At 57.7% G+C, this 18,218-nt stretch carries 18 protein-coding genes and 1 tRNA gene; 13 read left to right on the top strand and 6 right to left on the bottom strand.

The features are described 5' to 3' along the window. Positions 1–20: 20 nt before the first annotated feature. Entirely contained in the window at positions 21–956 is a 936-nt protein-coding gene (locus QP978_RS01515; RefSeq protein ID WP_255467777.1) for a TOMM precursor leader peptide-binding protein, read from the bottom strand. Positions 957–1,024: 68 nt separating this feature from the next. On the opposite strand from QP978_RS01515, the gene QP978_RS01510 reads away from it, so the two are divergent. Further along, a complete protein-coding gene (locus QP978_RS01510) occupies positions 1,025–1,555 on the top strand; it encodes a YgjP-like metallopeptidase domain-containing protein (protein ID WP_016422236.1) in 531 nt (176 codons plus the stop codon). Between the two features lie 4 nt (positions 1,556–1,559). On the opposite strand, the gene QP978_RS01505 is transcribed toward QP978_RS01510, so the two are convergent. Then, positions 1,560–3,038 (bottom strand): zinc-dependent metalloprotease, encoded by a 1,479-nt coding sequence (locus QP978_RS01505; RefSeq protein WP_069359468.1) that lies wholly within the window; start codon positions 3,036–3,038, stop codon positions 1,560–1,562. A gap of 139 nt (positions 3,039–3,177) precedes the next feature. Between QP978_RS01505 and QP978_RS01500 the strand changes: the two genes are divergently transcribed. Then, a complete protein-coding gene (locus QP978_RS01500) occupies positions 3,178–4,251 on the top strand; it encodes a YlbL family protein (RefSeq protein WP_048733327.1) in 1,074 nt (357 codons plus the stop codon). 38 nt (positions 4,252–4,289) lie between these two features. On the opposite strand, the gene QP978_RS01495 is transcribed toward QP978_RS01500, so the two are convergent. From QP978_RS01495 to QP978_RS01485, 3 genes are all read right to left on the bottom strand, one after another. Further along, positions 4,290–5,717: an alanine/glycine:cation symporter family protein gene (locus tag QP978_RS01495; RefSeq protein WP_048733326.1), complete on the bottom strand. Its 1,428-nt coding sequence runs from the start codon at positions 5,715–5,717 to the stop codon at positions 4,290–4,292. A gap of 69 nt (positions 5,718–5,786) precedes the next feature. Further along, positions 5,787–6,212, bottom strand: a complete 426-nt coding sequence (locus QP978_RS01490) for a fluoride efflux transporter FluC (RefSeq protein WP_049172850.1) — start codon at positions 6,210–6,212, stop codon at positions 5,787–5,789. After that, on the bottom strand, positions 6,209–6,628 hold the full coding sequence (locus QP978_RS01485) for a fluoride efflux transporter FluC (protein ID WP_224784093.1): 420 nt from the start codon (positions 6,626–6,628) through the stop codon (positions 6,209–6,211). The genes QP978_RS01490 and QP978_RS01485 overlap by 4 nt, the downstream gene beginning before the upstream one ends. 282 nt (positions 6,629–6,910) lie before the next feature. Between QP978_RS01485 and pgm the strand changes: the two genes are divergently transcribed. The 6 genes from pgm to QP978_RS01455 all read left to right on the top strand — a co-directional run bounded on the left by pgm (position 6,911) and on the right by QP978_RS01455 (position 11,534). Further along, positions 6,911–8,566 carry a phosphoglucomutase (alpha-D-glucose-1,6-bisphosphate-dependent) gene (gene pgm / locus QP978_RS01480; RefSeq protein WP_048733320.1) on the top strand — a complete coding sequence of 552 codons (1,656 nt, stop codon included), beginning with the start codon at positions 6,911–6,913 and terminating at the stop codon, positions 8,564–8,566. A 54-nt stretch (positions 8,567–8,620) separates the two neighbouring features. After that, a complete protein-coding gene (locus QP978_RS01475; protein ID WP_048733317.1) occupies positions 8,621–9,061 on the top strand; it encodes a MauE/DoxX family redox-associated membrane protein in 441 nt (146 codons plus the stop codon). 144 nt (positions 9,062–9,205) lie between these two features. Further along, positions 9,206–9,937, top strand: a complete 732-nt coding sequence (locus QP978_RS01470) for a DsbA family protein (RefSeq protein WP_070429782.1) — start codon at positions 9,206–9,208, stop codon at positions 9,935–9,937. Between the two features lie 175 nt (positions 9,938–10,112). Next, positions 10,113–10,188, top strand: a tRNA-Ala gene (locus tag QP978_RS01465). A 135-nt stretch (positions 10,189–10,323) separates the two neighbouring features. Continuing rightward, positions 10,324–10,758 (top strand): pyridoxamine 5'-phosphate oxidase family protein, encoded by a 435-nt coding sequence (locus tag QP978_RS01460; protein ID WP_070549916.1) that lies wholly within the window; start codon positions 10,324–10,326, stop codon positions 10,756–10,758. 179 nt (positions 10,759–10,937) lie between these two features. Continuing rightward, a complete protein-coding gene (locus tag QP978_RS01455) occupies positions 10,938–11,534 on the top strand; it encodes a TetR/AcrR family transcriptional regulator (protein WP_224784081.1) in 597 nt (198 codons plus the stop codon). A 51-nt stretch (positions 11,535–11,585) separates the two neighbouring features. On the opposite strand, the gene nadE is transcribed toward QP978_RS01455, so the two are convergent. Beyond that, entirely contained in the window at positions 11,586–12,437 is an 852-nt protein-coding gene (gene nadE / locus QP978_RS01450; RefSeq protein ID WP_070545790.1) for an NAD(+) synthase, read from the bottom strand. 38 nt (positions 12,438–12,475) lie between these two features. Here nadE and QP978_RS01445 point away from each other — a divergent pair, with 38 nt between their 5' ends. The 5 genes from QP978_RS01445 (at position 12,476) to nrdE (ending at position 18,135) form a co-directional block, all read left to right on the top strand. Continuing rightward, the gene (locus QP978_RS01445; protein WP_141744329.1) at positions 12,476–13,957 is read left to right on the top strand and encodes a sugar porter family MFS transporter; all 1,482 of its coding nucleotides are present in this window, start codon (positions 12,476–12,478) and stop codon (positions 13,955–13,957) included. Between the two features lie 251 nt (positions 13,958–14,208). Then, entirely contained in the window at positions 14,209–14,331 is a 123-nt protein-coding gene (ykgO, locus tag QP978_RS01440; RefSeq protein WP_005511141.1) for a type B 50S ribosomal protein L36, read from the top strand. 752 nt (positions 14,332–15,083) lie between these two features. Next, a complete protein-coding gene (gene nrdH, locus QP978_RS01435; RefSeq protein ID WP_005511161.1) occupies positions 15,084–15,308 on the top strand; it encodes a glutaredoxin-like protein NrdH in 225 nt (74 codons plus the stop codon). An 85-nt stretch (positions 15,309–15,393) separates the two neighbouring features. Further along, complete coding sequence (nrdI, locus tag QP978_RS01430) at positions 15,394–15,816, top strand: class Ib ribonucleoside-diphosphate reductase assembly flavoprotein NrdI (protein WP_049181994.1); 423 nt, start codon at positions 15,394–15,396, stop codon at positions 15,814–15,816. Between the two features lie 174 nt (positions 15,817–15,990). After that, entirely contained in the window at positions 15,991–18,135 is a 2,145-nt protein-coding gene (gene nrdE / locus QP978_RS01425; protein ID WP_187400023.1) for a class 1b ribonucleoside-diphosphate reductase subunit alpha, read from the top strand. Positions 18,136–18,218 lie beyond the last annotated feature (83 nt).

Raw genomic sequence — 18,218 nt, 5'->3', positions numbered from 1 at the left:
TCTGCTCAAGGCACTTCGAATTACATGAACTGCATATGCGAGTTGCCATGACCACACACTGGGCACTGCGGGTGGGGAGCAACAGTAGTGCGGGTGATATCGAGGCTTTCCAGATCTATGCGCACCTCCGTTGCACATAGATCTGAGAGATCCGGCCGCCGCAGCTGCCCAACCAACAGTGGCACCGCTGTGTTCAGCCATTCCGGTGCGGCCACGGGCGTAAAAGTGCGAAGCTGTAGCGCAATCAGTGCCCGGACGGGGTCGTGGTCTCGTCGATAAGCTTCGAAACACATCGAGCAGGGCCCTTGACCTGGTTGAACAAGCGGCCCAAGAATCAGTGCCCCATCGCGGAAATGCGTGTGCAGATGCTCAATTCCACGATGAAACAGAGCGCGAACCAAGGGCATGCTCGGTACTTCCATGCCCGTGACCACCGCGAGCCCGATCTCTTCCGGTGTGGATTGAGATATTTTTAGCGTCGCATTGCGAGTGGGCGACATTGCCGTCGTCCAACTACCACAACCCGTGCGACGAAGCTCCTTTAAAAGTCCGGTGCGCAAGCTGTCCCGACCGATCAGCGTAATCCTCCGCCGTGTCGGTGGTTTTTGGACCAGCGCGGCTCGGTGAAGGTCGGAGATAAGTGCGGTAATGAACTGCGGTGACAGTTTGTCGTGACTGTCAGTAAAGGCCTCGCTTAAGGTGCTACCTCTATGAGCTGCAAGAAGCGCCGAGAAGACAGGCCCCGGCGGGGTGCCGTCGGAAAGCGGCAGAATCATGCTGCGCTCCGGTTCCACGCCGAACTGAATCCGCGCGCCTGGGCGCATGACAATCGGTACCTCCGGCCGCAGCGCGTAGTCCGTGGCAGGCGCGGCAAGTGTTTGTGCAGCGGGTGCGTGCGAACCTATTACGCCAGCCGTACCATCCCGCCCCCGAGACGTATCCCTGTATTCCCCCATAAAAATATCTTTTACCCCGGGGCCAGCTTTTACGCAATCGCAGCGCAGAGCATATACGCTTAAAAAGCATGAGCACCAAGCGACCTGAGTACGGCCCGGATGTTGAGGTTCGGCGCTCGAAGCGCCGCCGCCGTACTGTGTCCGCCCGCGCGGAGGGAAACCGGATCATTGTCATGGTTCCGGACGATCTCAGCGCCGCTGCGGAAAAACAGCAGGTCAATGAAATTGTTGCGCGAGTGCGGAAGAAAGTTGGCAGCAACCTGGATAATTCCGAGCTGGAGCGCCGCGCACGGCTGCTCTCTCGTACGGTGCTGGAAGATCGCCCGCGGTTCGAGTCAATCAAATGGGTCAAGAACATGTCGCGCAGGTGGGCATCCGTCACCGGCGGTGTCGATAGTCCTGGGCGCATTCGCATTTCGCACAGGCTTGCCGACGTCCCGGGGTACGTCCTCGACGATGTCATTGTGCACGAACTGGTGCACACTTTCGTCGACGGTGGTCATACCGAAGAGTTCTGGTATTGGGCGGCAAAAGCCCCGTACCACGAACGGGCACGGGGCTATTTAGAGGCGTATCAACGCTGGGGAACCCAGAGCTAACTCGCTACTTATCGTCGTCGGCGTCACTGTCGTTGCCCTCAGCCGCGCGCTTTTCGGCCTCTTTGCGCAGCTGCTCTTCAAGCTCTGCGATCGGGTCGAAGTCATCGTTTTCCGAGCCGCCAAGGACCGAATCAATAAAGGCCGCGGGTTCATCCAAATCCTCTGCCACGGGCAGGAAGTCCGGGTGATCCCAGACCTTGTCGCGTCGCTCGATGCCCACAGCGGTGGTCAGACGGTGCCACAAGTTGGTTGCCTCACGCACCTTGGGGGATCCGAGGTCAATGCCGGTGGCTTTCTCCAGCGCCTGTTCAGCACCTTCGGTGGCGCGGCGACGACGCCAGGCTTCATCCAGCTGTGCGGCACCCGATAGACGCTCACCGAGGGCATCGGTGACAACCATGTCCACCCATCCCTCGACCAGTGCTAGCAGCGTCTGGAAACGAGTACGAGCATTCTCGTTACGAGAACGAATCTTCGGGCTCAGATCCATATTCTGCAGCTCGCTCATAGCCTCCTGCATACGCTGCGGATCCTGCATGTTCTCAATATCCAGACCGCGGGCGGCCTCTTCAATCGCCGAGTAATCGATGACGATGCCGGCAGCGTATTCCTCGACAGAGGAAATCATGCGTTCAGCCAGCCATGGCACGCGGTCGAAGAGACGTTGGTGGGCAGCTTCGCGGGCAGTGGCGTAGATAAACAGATCGCGCGCTGGAACCTCGAGTTCCTCCGCGAGAGCGACGAGATGCGTTGGCAGCAGTACCGCCGCACCAGTGGTGTGTAGCGGCAGCCCGAGGTCAGAACCAGTCAGGCTCGTCTGTGCCAACTCCGCCAGCGCATTTCCTAGCTGAGTACCGAAACTCATCGAGTTCATCTGGCGCATGATGCCCAGCATCGGCCCCATCATCTCGCGAGCTTCCTCTGGAACACCCTCGAGGGAGGCATCACTCATGCGGCTGGCGACGGGATCGACAAGGCGAGTCCATGTCGACTTGGTGTTCTCCAACCACTGCAGGCTATTCCACGCTTCTACGCGGTTGACACCAGCCGGCAGGGAGGTGACGTCATCTAGCCACAGTTCGGCCAGGCGCAGGGAATCAGTCAGCGCCTCGCGGGCCGAGTCCTTCACCGGAGCCGGGTTACCAAGACGGGTCCGCGCAACGCGCTCGGCCGCGTCGTAGTTGACAGGGCCAGAGTTAGACTCCTGGAATCGCTGCCCCATGCCGGAGAACATCTCGCCGAACTGGTTGAGAATATCGCCCAAGTTCGGCTGGTCCCCCTTGCCGGAGGCGCCGCTGCCGGGCTGCCCGGGGCCGCCGAAACCGAAGCCACCGGCGCCGCCCATGCCACCGAAGGGAAACCCGAAGAAACCGAAAGGACCGCCCTGGCCGCCCTGACCGCCCTGACCGGAGTCATTGTTGCCAGCGTCGTCGCGATCGTCATCATTGTCGTTCGGACCAAAGCCAAATCCGTTAGAACTCATGCTCCCACCGTACCGGGCAATGACCCGCGTGAGTACTTAAAAGCACCACTTTATTGGCAACTTCGCGCCCAGCGAACAGACACGGACAAGATTCATCAGGTGTCCAGTAGGCAGATAGCGAGAATGTAGGGTGTTATTTGTGAATCGTCGTACCCAAACTCTTGTTGCGGGCGCTGTGCCCATCGCCGCGTTGGCAACTGTGCTCTCGCTGCCAACGCTGACAGTGCCCTATGCCGCGCAGGGGCCTGGCCCGGTCTTCGATGTTCTCAGCGATGTCGAGGGCAAGAGCATTATCTCGGTCAGTGGCAGTGCTGCGGACTCCGAACTCTCTAAGGGCACGCTGGATATGACAACCGTCGCAGTCAGACATAACCTGACATTGCCGCAGGTCATTGGCCTGTGGTTCGATCGTGACAACGATATCGTCCCCATTGAGGCGGTCTTCCCTCCGGGCCAGAGTCAGGACGAGGTGGAAGAGGAGAACAAGGCTGCATTCACCGAGTCAGAGGCCAACGCCACCTCCGCTGCGCTGGCACATCTCGGGTTGCCGATGGAAGTCACCGTCGCCTACACAGTGCCGGATAGTCCCGTCGATGGGCGACTGCATGAAGACGATGTGATTCTCGCCGTGGATGGGGTGGCCGTAAGCAAGCCTGAGCAAGTCAAGGCGATTATTGCCGGACGCAACCCGGGCGATACTGTCACGTTGAGGGTCAAGTCTGCGACCGTCGACAAGCAGAAGACTGCTAAGGGCGAGGACTCTGACCCCGAGAAAGCCGTCGATATTTCTGTGACACTGGCGGAAAATCCGCATCAGAAGAATGCCGCGCTGCTCGGCGTTGGGATGGGGGCGCAATCCGCGGACGACACCAAGGTTGAGTACCAGCTCAGCGGCATTGGAGGTCCGTCTGCGGGTCTCATGATGACGCTCGGAGTGATTGACAAGCTGAGTCCAGGCGATTTGACCGAGGGGCAGCACCTCGCTGGCACCGGCACTATTGACGCTGCCGGCAACGTGGGCGAAATCGGTGGCATTACACACAAAATCTCGGCCGCCCGAGATGAGGGCGCCGAGATGTTCTTCGTGCCGGAAGGCAATTGCGCAGAGGCTGTGACTGCCGACCGAGGCGATATGAAGTTGGTAAAGGTCTCTGTGCTTGACGACGCGCTTGCGGCAATCGAAAAGCCGGAGACCGCGCAGACCTGCTCGTAGTTTTTGTCGTAGTCCCTACGAGCAGCTGCTAGTTTCAGCTAGTTCTTGCTGAAGGCCTCGAAGTTTTGCTGAGACTGCCATTTATCAATCTCTGCCGCCGTTGCGCGCAACTGCGGGTCAAATTTGAGGTAGGCCTTTGTCTCGCGCGCAATGAGCCCGGACAGGACAATCAGACCGATGAGGTTCGGTAGCGCCATCAGGCCGTTGAGAGCCGAGGCGACGGACCAGACGGTTTCCAGATGAGTAACAGCGCCGACGAAGACTACGCAGGTGAAGACCGCACGGTAGAGACCGGTGCCGCGGCGACCGACCAGGGACTCGAATGCGCGCTCACCGTAGTAGGACCAGCCCAGCATGGTGGAGAATGCGAAGAAGACAACCGACAGCGTGACGATTGTGCCACCCCAGTGGCCAGGTAGACCGCGGGAGAATGCCTCAGCAGTCAGAGCGCCAGTGTCGACGTTGCCATCCTGCCAAACACCGGTGCTGATGATAACCAGGCCGGTGAAGGACACGACGATGATGGTGTCAATGAAGGTCTGAGTCATGGAGACCAGACCCTGACGAACCGGGTGAGTGGTCGATGCGGCGGCAGCGGCGATAGCACCGGAACCCAGGCCCGACTCGTTGGAGAACAGGCCGCGGGCAACACCCATCTGCAGGGCGAGAATGAGCGTGGAGCCTGCGAACCCACCAACGGCCGCGGTGCCGGTGAAAGCATCGGTGAAGATGAGCTTGAAGGTCTCGGGCAGCGCCGAGACATTGGCGACGAGCACCCACACGGCCGCACCGATGTAGAGCACAATCATCATCGGCACAAAGCCGGCGGTGATGCGGCCAATCGACTTAATGCCACCCATCAGCGCCGCACCTACCAGGATGAACATGATCATGCCGGAGAGCGTCGGATCGATGTCGAAGCTGTTTTCCAGGTTCGAGGCCACGGCATTGCCCTGGGTCAGGTTGCCGATACCAAACGCTGCCAGCGCAGCAAAGACGGCGAAGAGAATACCGAGCGTCTTACCAAAACCATTCGGGATGGCCTTGCGCAGGTAGTACTGCGGGCCACCGGACTGTTCGCCAGCTGCATCGACCTGACGGTACTTCACACCCAGGAATGCCTCGGAGTACTTCGATGCCATACCAAGCAGGCCGGTCACCCACATCCAGAACAGCGCACCGGGTCCACCCAGGCCGATCGCGGTAGCGACACCGACAATGTTGCCGACACCGACTGTTGCCGCGAGAGCCGTCGCAAGCGCCTGGTAGTTGGTGATATCTCCCTCGGCGTCTTCGTCGTTACGGTCGATGAGTCCGAGGCGCAGTGCCGGGCCGAGTTTGACCAGGTGAATTGCACCCAGGCGAATGGTCAAAATGATTCCGGTGCCGATCAGCGCGGGGATCAGGAGATACGGACTCCAAATAAAACTATCCGCCGCTGAGGCAAAATCGCTGAAGCTTTCCATGCTGTGGAACTTTACTGGTAGAAAGCCTAAATTCGATCATTAATTTCTCAGAAAATGATTATTGTGCTACTAATTCGCCACAAGTGGGGGTAAACACATTCCGACGAAAGCAAAAACTATTCCGCCAATCAGTGTGAGAGCAAGGTACCCACATGCCCTCCAAAAGTGTTGGTTCTTAAGGCGTACGATCTCTCCGGCGAGTGTGGACCACGTCGACAGGCCGCCGGCGAAGCCAATCATTACCGTCGCATAGGCCAGAGCAGGCGTCATGCCATTGCTTATCGACGTTCCCCGCGACCACACCACAGCAGCGACACCGGCGACGAAGCAGGCAATCATATTCGCGGTCCACGTTCCGGGTAGTTTGGAATCAGCCCACTTCACCGCAAGTTCGGCCAGCGCATAGCGCAGCGCTCCACCTACTGCCGCGCCAACTGCGATAGCGAGGATGGCAGAGAGTGCCGAGGAAAAAGAGCCGAGGAGATCGCCGGTCATTCCGCGACCTCCCGTGCGCACTTGGTGCCCAACCAGTAGGCGAGAGGGCAGCACAGCAGATGAATAAGTCCGACGCTCACAATCAGTACGACTGACGTGTCCGCTTGCACCAACAAGAGAATGACAAATGCGGAGAAAGTGGTGAAACCGCCACAAAAGCCAGTACCGCAGAAAGCGGAAAGCCGAGGATTAGCAAACGCGATACTGCTGACCAGGCCGAAGAGAAAGCAGCCCAACAAGTTGATGGCAGTGGTCGAAACTGCGCTAGTTCCCGAGCTCACAATCGCATCGATTGCCGCGCCGAGCAGAAAGCGACTTACCGCGCCAATAGCGGCACCGCCGGCGACAACCAGGGCCATGAGAACCTGCGCCCGTCCTGCTGATGGCAGTTTCGCAACGACAGATTCCTCATTCACGGTGAAAACGCTAGCACAGTGGCGAAAGGGGAGGTAGGCGCCGACAATTCGGAATCTTTCACCAGGAGGTGTTCCCGTCGGCACGCGACAATCTACCTACTGCACCCTATTGCAGGGGCGAGTTTGCCTTACCGAGTGGTTCTTGCCATGCGCGCTGACCCTAAAACGGGGACACTGGGGAAGAGGAAGCGCATTTAAGTCCGGTTTCCCCATTCCGGCCGGCTCGTCGGCGGTGAAATCGGTGGTTGCGCAGTTCGCCGATTCAGCAGGAGGATACCCACAATGGCTCATGAGCGCGCCGGGCAATTGGCCCAGCCATCCGACCTTATCGATGTCGCGGAACTGGTCACTGCTTACTACACAAAGCACCCGGACCCGAATAACCCCGACCAGAAGGTCGTCTTCGGTACTTCCGGTCACCGCGGTTCCTCCCTCGACGGCGCTTTCAACGAAGACCACATTCACGCCACTACTCAGGCAATCGTGGATTACCGCAAGGGCCAGGGCATTGAAGGTCCGCTCTACGTCGGTCGCGATACCCACGGCCTGTCCGAGCCGGCAATGATTTCCGCCCTCGAGGTGCTCACGGCCAACGGCATCACCGTGATGGTTGACGCTCAGGATCGCTACACGCCGACTCCGGCAGTCAGCCACGCGATTCTGACGTACAACCGCGACGTGGAGGGAGGTCCGACGGGGAGTAGCGCCGCGCGTGCCGACGGCATCGTGATTACCCCTTCCCACAATCCGCCACGGGATGGTGGTTTTAAGTACAACCCGCCGACCGGTGGTCCGGCGGACGCGGATGCGACGGACTGGATTGCAGCTCGTGCTAATGAATACTTGGCTAAGGGCCTGGATGGGGTTAAGCGCCAGCTGGTGGATAAGGCCGGAGACCTCGTCGTAAAGCACGACTACCTCAACGCATACGTGTCGGACCTGCCGAATGTTGTCAACCTCGACGCCATCCGTGATGCCGGCGTGCGTATCGGCGCCGACCCAATGGGTGGTGCGTCGGTGGATTACTGGGGCGCAATTGGCGATGCGCATAACCTAAACCTGACCGTGGTCAATCCGCTGGTTGATGCGACCTGGCGTTTTATGACGCTGGATACAGACGGCAAGATTCGTATGGACTGCTCCTCGCCGAATGCGATGGCGTCCCTGATTGGTAACCGCGATAAGTTCGACATCTCCACCGGCAATGACGCGGACTCCGATCGCCACGGAATTGTGACACCGGACGCGGGTTTGATGAACCCGAACCACTACCTGGCCGTTGCCATTGACTACCTCTTCGCGCACCGTCCGGGCTGGTCGCAGGAGACCGCGGTCGGTAAGACGCTGGTGTCTTCGTCGATGATTGACCGCGTCGTTGCCAATTTGGGCCGCAAGCTCGTGGAAGTTCCAGTCGGCTTCAAGTGGTTCGTCCCGGGTCTGCTCGGCGGCACCATCGGCTTCGGCGGTGAAGAATCCGCTGGTGCATCGTTCCTGCGTCACGACGGCACTGTGTGGTCTACCGATAAGGACGGCATCATCCTGGACCTCCTGGCCAGCGAGATCAAGGCTGTGACCGAGAAGACTCCATCGCAGCTCTACGCAGAACTCGCCGATAAGTACGGTGCCCCGGCTTACGCCCGCACCGATGCGGACGCAACCCGTGAGCAGAAGGCAATCCTGAAGAAGCTCTCGCCGGAGCAGGTCAAGGCCGACACCCTGGCAGGGGAGACCATTACAGCCAAACTGACTGAAGCACCGGGCAACGGCGCTGCGATTGGTGGCCTCAAGGTGGTTACGGAGAACGCTTGGTTCGCGGCGCGTCCGTCGGGCACTGAAGATAAGTACAAGATCTACGCGGAGTCCTTCAAAGGCGCGGATCACCTGGCACAGGTTCAGGCTGAGGCGCAGGACGTGGTCTCGGCAGTCCTGAACGGGTAATCGGTAACCATTGGGCTAGCTGTAAACAGTTAGCCTGTACTAACATTTCTGTGTATGAAGAATTTCGTAGGCGTGGTGGCACGATTCGGCCTGGCTGCAGTTTGGTTGTACTCGGGTCTTATCAAACTGCTGAACCCGCTGGAATCGCGTCAGGCAGTTCAAGCTTATGAGCTGCTGCCGAGCGATTTGGTGCCGATGGTAGCGGTTGCGCTGCCCGCTTTCGAAGTCATCCTTGGACTCCTGCTGGTATTGGGGCTTTTCCTGCGCCCGGTAGCGGTGTTGTCTGGCGCGCTCTTGCTGGTGTTTATCGGCGGCATTATCTCGGCGTGGGCGCGCGGCCTGCAGATTGACTGCGGTTGCTTTGGTGGCGGTGGCTACGACGAGAACGCTGACGCGGTTTCATATCTAAAGTCAATCGCCCGAGACATCGGTTTTCTGGCCTTGGCTGTATTTGTGTACGTGTGGCCGTGGAAGAAGTTTGCCATTTACGCCTAGTCCGCTGGCTAGAGGGGAAGCCTAGGGGATAGGCCAGGGGAATGGGGCAAGGTGATGGGGCCTAGCGATGCGGCCTAACAACCATTTCCGTTTTCTCAGGCGCAATTGTGTCATTGGCAAGAAAACACCGCTATCGTAAGCGGTGTGAGTCAGAAGATTAAGAATCCAAATGAAAAGGGCAGTGGCTTCGTCGTCGGCCTGATTGCTCTTCTTGCTGTCGTTGCAGTTGTTATTGGTGGCGTTATCTACATCGGCCGGTCGCAGCCGATTGAGGGACTGCCAGATGAGGACGTCGACTTCTCCGTCGCACTCGACGGCGATGTCATCCGACTGAGCAAGGACGGCGCCGAAGGGGCTAAAACAGCCACGATTTTTGAGGACTACTCGTGCCACTACTGTGCTCAGATGAGCGAAGAGGGCCACGATGATGAGCTCAAGGCGCTAAACGACGGCAAGCTTGTCGCTGAATACCGCACGCTGAACTTCCTGGATGGTCAGGAGAAGGAGCAGCGTGACGGTCACTCCACTCGCGTCTTCGCGGTTGCCCGCAAGATTGCTGAGACCGGTGATGCTCGCGCATATTGGAACTTCCGCACGATGATGATGGCTGACCAGCAGAACTCTGTCACGTGGAGCGATGATGAGTTGGCTGACCGTCTGGAGCAGCTCGGTGTTGCTGACGAAATTGTCAGCGAAGTCCGTTCCGGCATCGACACCACCGAGGCTAAGGCAAGCGCAAATGCCAACTTCGATGACCTTGAGAAGCGCTTGGGCAAGGTTTCCTCACCGCACGTCTTTGTCGATGGCAAGGATATTCTGGAGAACATTTCCGGTGATGGCGGACTGGGGCAGTGGGTCAAGGTGGCCCTGCGCTAGGTTCCGTGCACGCTCACACGATTCATCTTCAGTTCATGTTCGGCAGATCCACTCTGGGGCACTCGGCGAATACGTAAAAGAGTGTTCTACATGCGGATTTGGTGATACATGACAGTGCCATGTAGCCTTTGAGGAGTCCACAGCGGAGGGTGAAAGCCACTTCGATGTTGATTCTGGGGCTATGGCGCAGCTGGTAGCGCACCACACTGGCAGTGTGGGGGTCACGGGTTCGAGTCCCGTTAGCTCCACCAGTAGAAAAACCCTCGGTCGTTATGACCGGGGGTTTTCTTGTATCTGCCCCTGGGTAGTGTGCTCGCCGTTTACCTCAATGATTGGTAATCCGTATGGCTGTAGCAACTTTGTCTGAACGGTGGAATACTGGGGGTATGGCACACAACGACTCCGTTATTCAGAAACTGTCCACCGAAGAATCCCTTGAGCTGCTGGCTACGCAGACTTTTGGGCGACTGGTTGTTCGTCGTAAAGACGATATGGATCTTTTCCCACTGAACTACGTCGTTCATGAGGGAAACATTTACTTCCGCACTGCCGAGGGGTCGAAGCTCTTTACTGTTTCTCTGAACCACGATGTTCTTTTTGAGGCCGACTTTGTTGACAAGGATGCTCAGAAGGCCTGGTCGGTCATCGTTAAGGGGGACGCAGAGGTTCTCACCTCCCGCGCTGATATTAACGCTGCAGATGAGCTGCCGCTGAAGCCCTGGCTGCCGACGTTGAAGTACAACTACGTGCGCATTACCCCGAACAATGTTTCGGGTCGCCATTTCCACCTCGGGGAGGAGCCGAATCGCTACGAAGCGTAGCGGCGGCATACGGCGCTTTTGCTTGACGACGGTGGGGGCTCCGTCGTGAAGCAGAGATAGCAGCGTGCAAAGGCAGCTTTTAGTGACTGAGCACCGCCGTTAGCTGTTTTTTTAAAAATTGTTGGGTTAAATTACCCAAAAGCGCCCTAAGTGAGATTCAACGCGTTACAGTCGCAAATGTGACGTGCACCATAGAATCGACCGATGGGGTGCCAGCGCAGCCCGATGTGCGCAGGCAGTCCCCACGTATGCAGAAGATCGTAGATGAAGCGCGCGCGATGCTGCGCGAATCGGGCTGGAGTGCTATCAGCATGCGCCGCCTAGCGGCGCGGCTCGATGTGAAGGCGCCATCGCTGTACAAGCACATCAGCGGCAAAGAAGAGCTCCTTCAGCTGCTGCTGACCGAGAGCCTCGAGAATCTGGGCAAGCGTATTCATGCTGCCATTGATGAGGAATGCACTTCGGCGTCTCTGCTGCAGGCGTACCGCCAGGCAGTTCTCGACGATCCGCATGGTTACCGGCTGATGAGTCGCACTAATTTCGTGAATGTCGTCTCGCCTTCGTCGTTGGATGCCTGGATTCGTGATGCATTCATTAAGGTTGCCGGCGATGAGCCTAAGGGATTGGCCATGTGGGCGTTCGCCCACGGTTTGGTGACCGCCGAGCTCGTCCAGGATGGTTCACCTGCGCTGGAACCCAGCGCTGAAGCCGGTGCGGCAGACAGCTTGGCCGCAGTTGGGGCTATTTGGGACGCTGGCGCGGAGGCCTTCTCTTAAGGGGTTTGCTGCTCTGTCCGGGACGCTGGATCGGTGGCCCGGGGCAGTAGCCTAGCGCCACCAGGAATCGGCCGGTCCGGGAGGGACGGCTCGCTTGTGCCGGGAAATGGAGTAGAGATACTCGATTCGCGCGGCATCCTCATCTGAGACGGCCTTGCCTTCGAGGTAGTCGTCGATGGCGGTATAGGTCACCCCGAGTGCAACTTCGTCGGGAAGCGCAGGGCGATCTTCTTCCAGGTCGGCCGTCGGCACCTTCTCCCACGTACTGGCTGGTGCGCCGAGGTGACGGAGTAAGGCCGCGCCCTGGCGCTTGCTCAGCCCCTGCAGCGGAACGAGGTCGCAGGCGCCGTCGCCGTGCTTGGTGTAGAAGCCGGTGACAGCCTCCGCGGCGTGATCTGTGCCGATGACCAAAGCGCCGTCAACACCCGCCACTGCGTACTGGGCAATCATGCGCATGCGGGCCTTAATATTTCCCTTGTTGAAGTCGCTGATAGCGCTGCCGGCCAGGGCATCGGTGACCTGGGCGGTCATCGCGGCGGTGGCCGGTTCGATATCGATAGTTAGCCTTTGGTCAGGTTGAATGAATTGCAGTGCCACCTGTGCGTCGTCCTCATCGGCCTGCACGCCGTGGGGGAGGCGAATGGCAATGAAGGTGGCGTCCTCGCCGCCGTCGCGAAGCTTTTCGACGGCCAACTGCGCTAGACGTCCGGCTAGCGTGGAATCTTGACCGCCGGAAATTCCGAGCACGAATCCCTTGGCGTGCGCGGCGCGGAAATAATCGCAGAGAAAATCGACTCGGCGGCTGATTTCCTCGGCGGCATTGATGGTGGGCTGGACGTGGAGGTCGTTAATAATCTCCGACTGGAGGGGGTGTGGGAAATCCTGTGTGCCTACTGGTGTCATGAGCCTCACTCTACCGCTAGTTCAGGACGGGAAAAGGGATGATTTTCCTGCCAGAAGAGTGCCAAAACTCTCATCTTTATCGAGTAAGTGCTGTTCGGATAGGGGGTCTTTGGCCGGACGGTGGCAAGATTTCCAGCGTGAGTACAACCGAACAGAATAAGACTGGACCGAACCGGGAAACCACCACAACTCGGTCGATAGCCGTGGCTATCATCGCCGCTCTGGGCGGCCTCCTCTTTGGTTACGACACCGGTGTCATCTCGGGCGCGCTGCTGTATATCCAGCGCTCTTTTGAGCTGACTCCAGGACAGGAGTCCACTGTCACCGCCATGCTCTTGGTCGGTGCGGCTATCGGTGCGTTCCTGGGCGGTCGCGTAGCGGACTCCCTGGGGCGCCGTGGCACCATCCTGCTCGGAGCGGTCGGCTTCATCATCGGCAGTATCTGGTGTGCTTTCGCTACTAGTGCGTTTTCGCTGGGTGCTGCGCGTACTTTGCTCGGCGTCTGTATCGGTGGTGTTTCCATCGTCGTACCGATGTACATCTCCGAAATGGCACCACCGCATGTGCGTGGACGCCTGGTCAGCCTGAACTCGCTGATGATCGTGATTGGTCAGCTGGTGGCGTTCCTCACCAACTCCGCCCTAGCCTCCTCCGGTAACTGGCGACTCATGCTTGGACTCGGCGCTGTCCCCGGCATCGTGCTGCTCATCGGCATGCTGGTTCTGCCGGACACTCCGGCCTACCTCGTCCGTCGAGGACAGGAGGGCAAGGCGCTGGCCGTGCTGCGTCAGATGCAGGGAGATGAGGCGACCCTGGCTGAGGTTGCCGTTGATGAGGCGTCGTCAAGCGCCGATCAGCGTGCAGCCGAGCGCCTTGCCGTGAAAACCCCGTGGGTGCGACGCACCGTCATTATTGCGATGCTCATTGGTGTGACGCAACAGGTCACGGGCGCGAACGCGATTATGTATTTCGCGCCGACGATGATGAACAAGGTTGGCTTGTCGACGGAAAGCTCTGTCTATACCTCCATCATCATCGGTATCGCCTCGGTGATTTCGTGTGCAATTGGTATGAGCATCATTGACCGCGTTGGTCGTCGGCGAATGCTGATTATCGGTTTGGTGGGCTGTGCAAGCTCGCTGCTCGTGCTGGCGCCCGTCTATGGTTTGTCGAGTAACTCTTCGACGGGTGCCATGATGTCGCTTCTGCTGATGACCGTATTTATCGTGTTTCAGCAGGCGGCTGTGTCGGTGGCGACCTGGCTCCTGATTTCCGAGATCATCCCGACAGAGGCTCGTGGCCTGGGTATGGGGCTGGCAGGGCTCGCGCTATGGGTTGCGAATTGGTTTGTGGCGCAGGCTTTTCTTCCGATGGTGGATGCTGTCGGTGGTGCGTGGTCGTTCTTCTTCTTTGCCATTACGGGCGCAATTGCGCTGGTATTCACCATCAAGGCGGTGCCGGAGACCTCAGGTAAGACGCTTGCCGAGGTCCGCGAGTACATGATTGCCGCTGCCAAGTAGAGAAGTGGAAGCAGTTGCAACGTGGGGAGTCGCGATCTTGGGGTTGCCCGTCAAAGAACATGTTTCCCCCGGATTTTTGGAGTTATTCCGCTTATTAGGTAGTATGGCAACTCGTGTCGTAACGCATCCTCTTTGATATTTCTTCGGATTATCAGGAAGGGTGCGTTGCCAGGCAGTCACTGGGGTGATTGTCCGGGGAGAGTGCAGTGTGCACATTCCCGTTTCGGAGCCGAGTAGAAAGGAGCGCCCGAATGAAGGTCCGCAAGTCCCTTCGGTCGCTGAAGAACAAGCCGGGCGCTCAGGTCGTGCGCCGTCGTGGCAAGGTCTACGTGATCAACAAGAAGGAGCCGCGCTTCAAGGCCCGTCAGGGCTAAGCCTTATTTAGGCTAGCGCGAAGCAAATAGCTTCCTCATTTATTGCCAAAACCGCAATCTGAAGTCGCAGTTTTACTGTGGCCAAAGGTTGCGGTTTTTGGTTTTTGGAGGAGGTAGGTTCAGGCGGTGACAGCGTTTATGGCTGGGGGCGGTGGGGCGATGGAAGTTACTGACTGCGTTTATGTCAAAATTGGCCCGAAAATTGGCTTGAAAGTGTCATAAACTCGCACAGTTTCATATGTGCAGCCCGTGTTCATATGTGCAGCCCGCGATTTTTGAGATCGCTGCGGAATCCGAAGTTGGGTAGGGGAGGGACAAAGGCAGGGCGGGGACACTGCGGCGCCTGGAATCGGTGCGGTCGGCTGCGGGGCGTCATGCAGTAATTGGTTTAACCAAAATCCACCGATAGTTGTTTTTCTACGATTTTCTAGAATTTTTAGCGTGAAATTACAAGGTTGTGGTGCGTCTGTGTACAACATCTTGTGCGCCAGAGATCTCCGAACAGGGAATACCATGGTTGTGAGTACTACATCTAGTATGACTAGAGTTTTCTAGGCACCAAGTGTAGTGTTTTCGATGTCGAGCCAAGGAGAGCTAAAAGGACCTGTCTGCCACCCGTACTCGGTTTCTCATGAACCCTGGGAGCTTTCGGTCATTCAACCAATCCGCTGATTCCTCGGCCGCTTCCGTTGTTTGTACGAAGTCGATCCGATTCATTGGTCTTACCCAAAGCCAGAAAGTTTGTGAGAGTCATGGTTACCGTTTACAGCAAGCCTGCATGTGTCCAGTGCCGCGCTACCACTCGTGCCCTCGATAAGGCTGGAATTGCCTACGATATCGTCGACATCACCATGGACGATGAGGCTCGGGACTACGTCATGGCTCTCGGTCACCTCCAGGCGCCGGTCGTTGACACTGGCACTGAGACCTGGTCGGGTTTCCGTCCGGATCGCATCAAGGCTCTCCAGGCAGCGTAAGAATCACACACCTCTCCGCAGATTTCGTTGACCACCCGGGAAGCGAAGATTGCGGGGGTTTTGCGATGTAAAGGGTGAAGCTCTCATGCTGGTGGTGTATTTCTCCTCGGCGACGGGGAATACACACAAGTTTGTTGAAAAGCTAGGTATCAAAAATGCCCGCATTCCCATCCGTCGTAATGAGCCGGAGCTTATCGTCGATGAGCCCTATGTCCTCATTTGTCCGACTTATGGTGGTGGCGTTTCCATCAGCGGTGGTAACTCAAGGCCAGTTCCTCCGCAGGTCATCAAATTTCTTAATAATGAGCACAACCGCTCTTTCATCCGAGGTGTGATTGCTGCCGGCAATCTCAACTTCGGTGAGGACTTCTGTAAAGCAGGGGATGTCATCTCCTACAAGTGCAAGGTTCCATATCTATATCGCTTCGAGCTGATGGGAACCGACCACGATGTGCGGCGAGTCCGAGAAGGGCTAGAGGAATTCTTCCACGGTAGAGCCAGCGCCTAAGTTGGCAAGCCTCAGTGTCGAGGGAAGGGGCACTGAGGACAACCGAATGGATACGCTCGCGGAAGCCGTCGTAAAGCGGTGTGCGAGGAAAATAGCTAGATTGGATTGCTCTGGGCAGTGTTGGAACAGACCCTGTGCAGGCAAATGAATATTAAAGGAGTCAACGTGTCGGAAATGGGCAAGCAGGTCGCGGAGCCGGTGGGTGAGGACAAGCTGGATTACCACGCGCTCAATGCGCTGCTGAATCTGTACGGTGAAGACGGCAAGATTCAGTTCGATAAAGACCGCATGGCTGCGCGGCAGTTCTTCTTGCAGCATGTCAATCAGAACACTGTGTTCTTCCACAACTTGCGGGAGAAGCTCGATTATCTGGTAGAGAACCATTACTACGAGGCCGAGGTTCTGGAGAAGTACGAATTTGAGGACGTCAAGGCACTGTTTAAGCAGGCCTACGCCCACAAGTTCCGTTTTCAGACTTTCCTGGGTGCTTACAAGTACTACACCTCGTACACACTGAAGACCTTCGACGGCAAGCGTTACTTGGAGCGCTACGAAGACCGTGTCTGCATGGTTGCTCTCACGCTTGCCGACGGCGACTTGGGGCTCGCGCAGCACCTGGTTGATGAGATCATCACCGGACGTTTCCAGCCTGCTACTCCTACATTCCTCAACTCCGGTAAGGCCCAGCGCGGCGAGCCGGTGAGCTGCTTCCTGCTGCGTATCGAGGACAACATGGAGTCCATTGGTCGCGCCATTAACTCCTCGCTGCAGCTGTCCAAGCGCGGCGGTGGTGTGGCGCTGCTGCTGAGCAACCTGCGTGAACAGGGTGCTCCGATTAAGCACATCGAGAATCAGTCTTCCGGTGTCATCCCGGTTATGAAGCTGCTGGAGGACTCCTTCTCCTACGCTAACCAGCTGGGTGCTCGTCAGGGTGCTGGCGCTGTCTACCTGCACGCGCACCACCCGGACATCATGCGCTTCTTGGATACCAAGCGTGAGAACGCGGACGAGAAGATTCGCATCAAGTCGCTGTCGCTTGGCGTTGTCATTCCGGACATCACGTTTGAGCTGGCCAAGCGTAACGACGACATGTACCTCTTCAGCCCGTACGATGTCGAGCGTGTCTACGGTAAGCCGTTCGCGGACATTAATATCACTGAGAACTACGCGGATATGGTCGAGGACCCGCGTATTCGTAAGCAGAAGATCAACGCGCGTCAGTTCTTCCAGACCATCGCTGAGATTCAGTTTGAGTCCGGCTACCCGTACATCATGTTCGAGGACACGGTTAACCGCGCGAACCCGATTGAGGGCCGCATTAACATGTCGAACCTCTGCTCGGAGATTCTGCAGGTCAACACCCCGTCGACCTACAATGCGGACCTGTCCTACGAGCACGTGGGTGAGGACATTTCCTGTAACCTCGGTTCGCTGAATATTGCGATGACCATGGACTCGCCGGACTTTGGTCGCACTGTCGAGACTGCCATCCGTGGCCTGACTGCGGTCAGTGAGCAGACTTCTATTGACTCGGTGCCATCGATTCGCAAGGGCAACGACGGATCTCACGCCATCGGCCTGGGGCAGATGAACCTGCACGGCTACCTTGGCCGCGAGAAGATTATGTACGGCTCGGAAGAGGGCCTGGACTTCACCAACGCCTACTTCGCAGCAGTGCTCTACGCAGTCCTGCGCGCATCCAACAAGATTGCTCGCGAGCGCGGTCAGAAGTTCGTCAACTTTGAGAACTCTGACTACGCCAGCGGCAAGTACTTCGATAACTTCGATCCGGCAGAGTTCCAGCCGAAGACTCAGCACGTCAAGGAGATCTTCGAGAACTCCACCGCGCACATTCCGGACGCTGAGGACTGGGCGCAACTGAAGGCCGACGTCATGGAGTACGGCCTGTTCAACCGTAACCTGCAGGCAGTGCCGCCGACCGGTTCGATTTCCTACATCAACAACTCGACCTCGTCGATTCACCCGATTGCATCTCAGATTGAGATTCGCAAGGAGGGCAAGATCGGTCGCGTATACTATCCGGCTCCGCACTTGGACAATGACAACCGTGAGTACTTCCAGGACGCCTACGAAATCGGCTACGAGAAGATCATTGACACTTACGCGGTCGCTACCAAGTATGTTGACCAGGGACTGTCGCTGACCTTGTTCTTCAAGGACACGGTGAGCACTCGTGACCTCAACCGTGCGCAGATTTACGCATGGCGCAAGGGTATTAAGACTCTGTACTACATCCGCCTGCGTCAGGTTGCGCTGGAGGGTACTGAGGTCGAGGGTTGCGTATCCTGCATGCTTTAAGCAAGCGTGCTTGAGGGCTAGGCATCTAGTGCTTCAGTTGTAGCGCATTGAAGGCGCGAGAATTTCCCCGAGTTTTGCCGGGA

It is taken from the genome of Corynebacterium sp. MSK035, assembly GCF_030232615.1.
In the GTDB taxonomy this organism is placed as follows: domain Bacteria; phylum Actinomycetota; class Actinomycetes; order Mycobacteriales; family Mycobacteriaceae; genus Corynebacterium; species Corynebacterium jeikeium_D.
Note: the sequence above shows the minus strand (reverse complement) of the source record. Positions and strands in the feature narration are given on the sequence as shown.

What these genes read in the sequence shown, in the direction of transcription:
- QP978_RS01515 (WP_255467777.1), bottom strand. Translation starts at nt 956, where the DNA reads ATGGGGGAATACAGGGATACGTCTCGGGGGCGGGATGGTACGGCTGGC.
- QP978_RS01510 (WP_016422236.1), top strand. Translation starts at nt 1,025, where the DNA reads ATGAGCACCAAGCGACCTGAGTACGGCCCGGATGTTGAGGTTCGGCGC.
- QP978_RS01505 (WP_069359468.1), bottom strand. Translation starts at nt 3,038, where the DNA reads ATGAGTTCTAACGGATTTGGCTTTGGTCCGAACGACAATGATGACGAT.
- QP978_RS01495 (WP_048733326.1), bottom strand. Translation starts at nt 5,717, where the DNA reads ATGGAAAGCTTCAGCGATTTTGCCTCAGCGGCGGATAGTTTTATTTGG.
- QP978_RS01490 (WP_049172850.1), bottom strand. Translation starts at nt 6,212, where the DNA reads ATGACCGGCGATCTCCTCGGCTCTTTTTCCTCGGCACTCTCTGCCATC.
- pgm (WP_048733320.1), top strand. Translation starts at nt 6,911, where the DNA reads ATGGCTCATGAGCGCGCCGGGCAATTGGCCCAGCCATCCGACCTTATC.
- QP978_RS01475 (WP_048733317.1), top strand. Translation starts at nt 8,621, where the DNA reads ATGAAGAATTTCGTAGGCGTGGTGGCACGATTCGGCCTGGCTGCAGTT.
- QP978_RS01460 (WP_070549916.1), top strand. Translation starts at nt 10,324, where the DNA reads ATGGCACACAACGACTCCGTTATTCAGAAACTGTCCACCGAAGAATCC.
- nadE (WP_070545790.1), bottom strand. Translation starts at nt 12,437, where the DNA reads ATGACACCAGTAGGCACACAGGATTTCCCACACCCCCTCCAGTCGGAG.
- QP978_RS01445 (WP_141744329.1), top strand. Translation starts at nt 12,476, where the DNA reads ATGATTTTCCTGCCAGAAGAGTGCCAAAACTCTCATCTTTATCGAGTA.
- ykgO (WP_005511141.1), top strand. Translation starts at nt 14,209, where the DNA reads ATGAAGGTCCGCAAGTCCCTTCGGTCGCTGAAGAACAAGCCGGGCGCT.
- nrdH (WP_005511161.1), top strand. Translation starts at nt 15,084, where the DNA reads ATGGTTACCGTTTACAGCAAGCCTGCATGTGTCCAGTGCCGCGCTACC.
- nrdI (WP_049181994.1), top strand. Translation starts at nt 15,394, where the DNA reads ATGCTGGTGGTGTATTTCTCCTCGGCGACGGGGAATACACACAAGTTT.
- nrdE (WP_187400023.1), top strand. Translation starts at nt 15,991, where the DNA reads ATGGGCAAGCAGGTCGCGGAGCCGGTGGGTGAGGACAAGCTGGATTAC.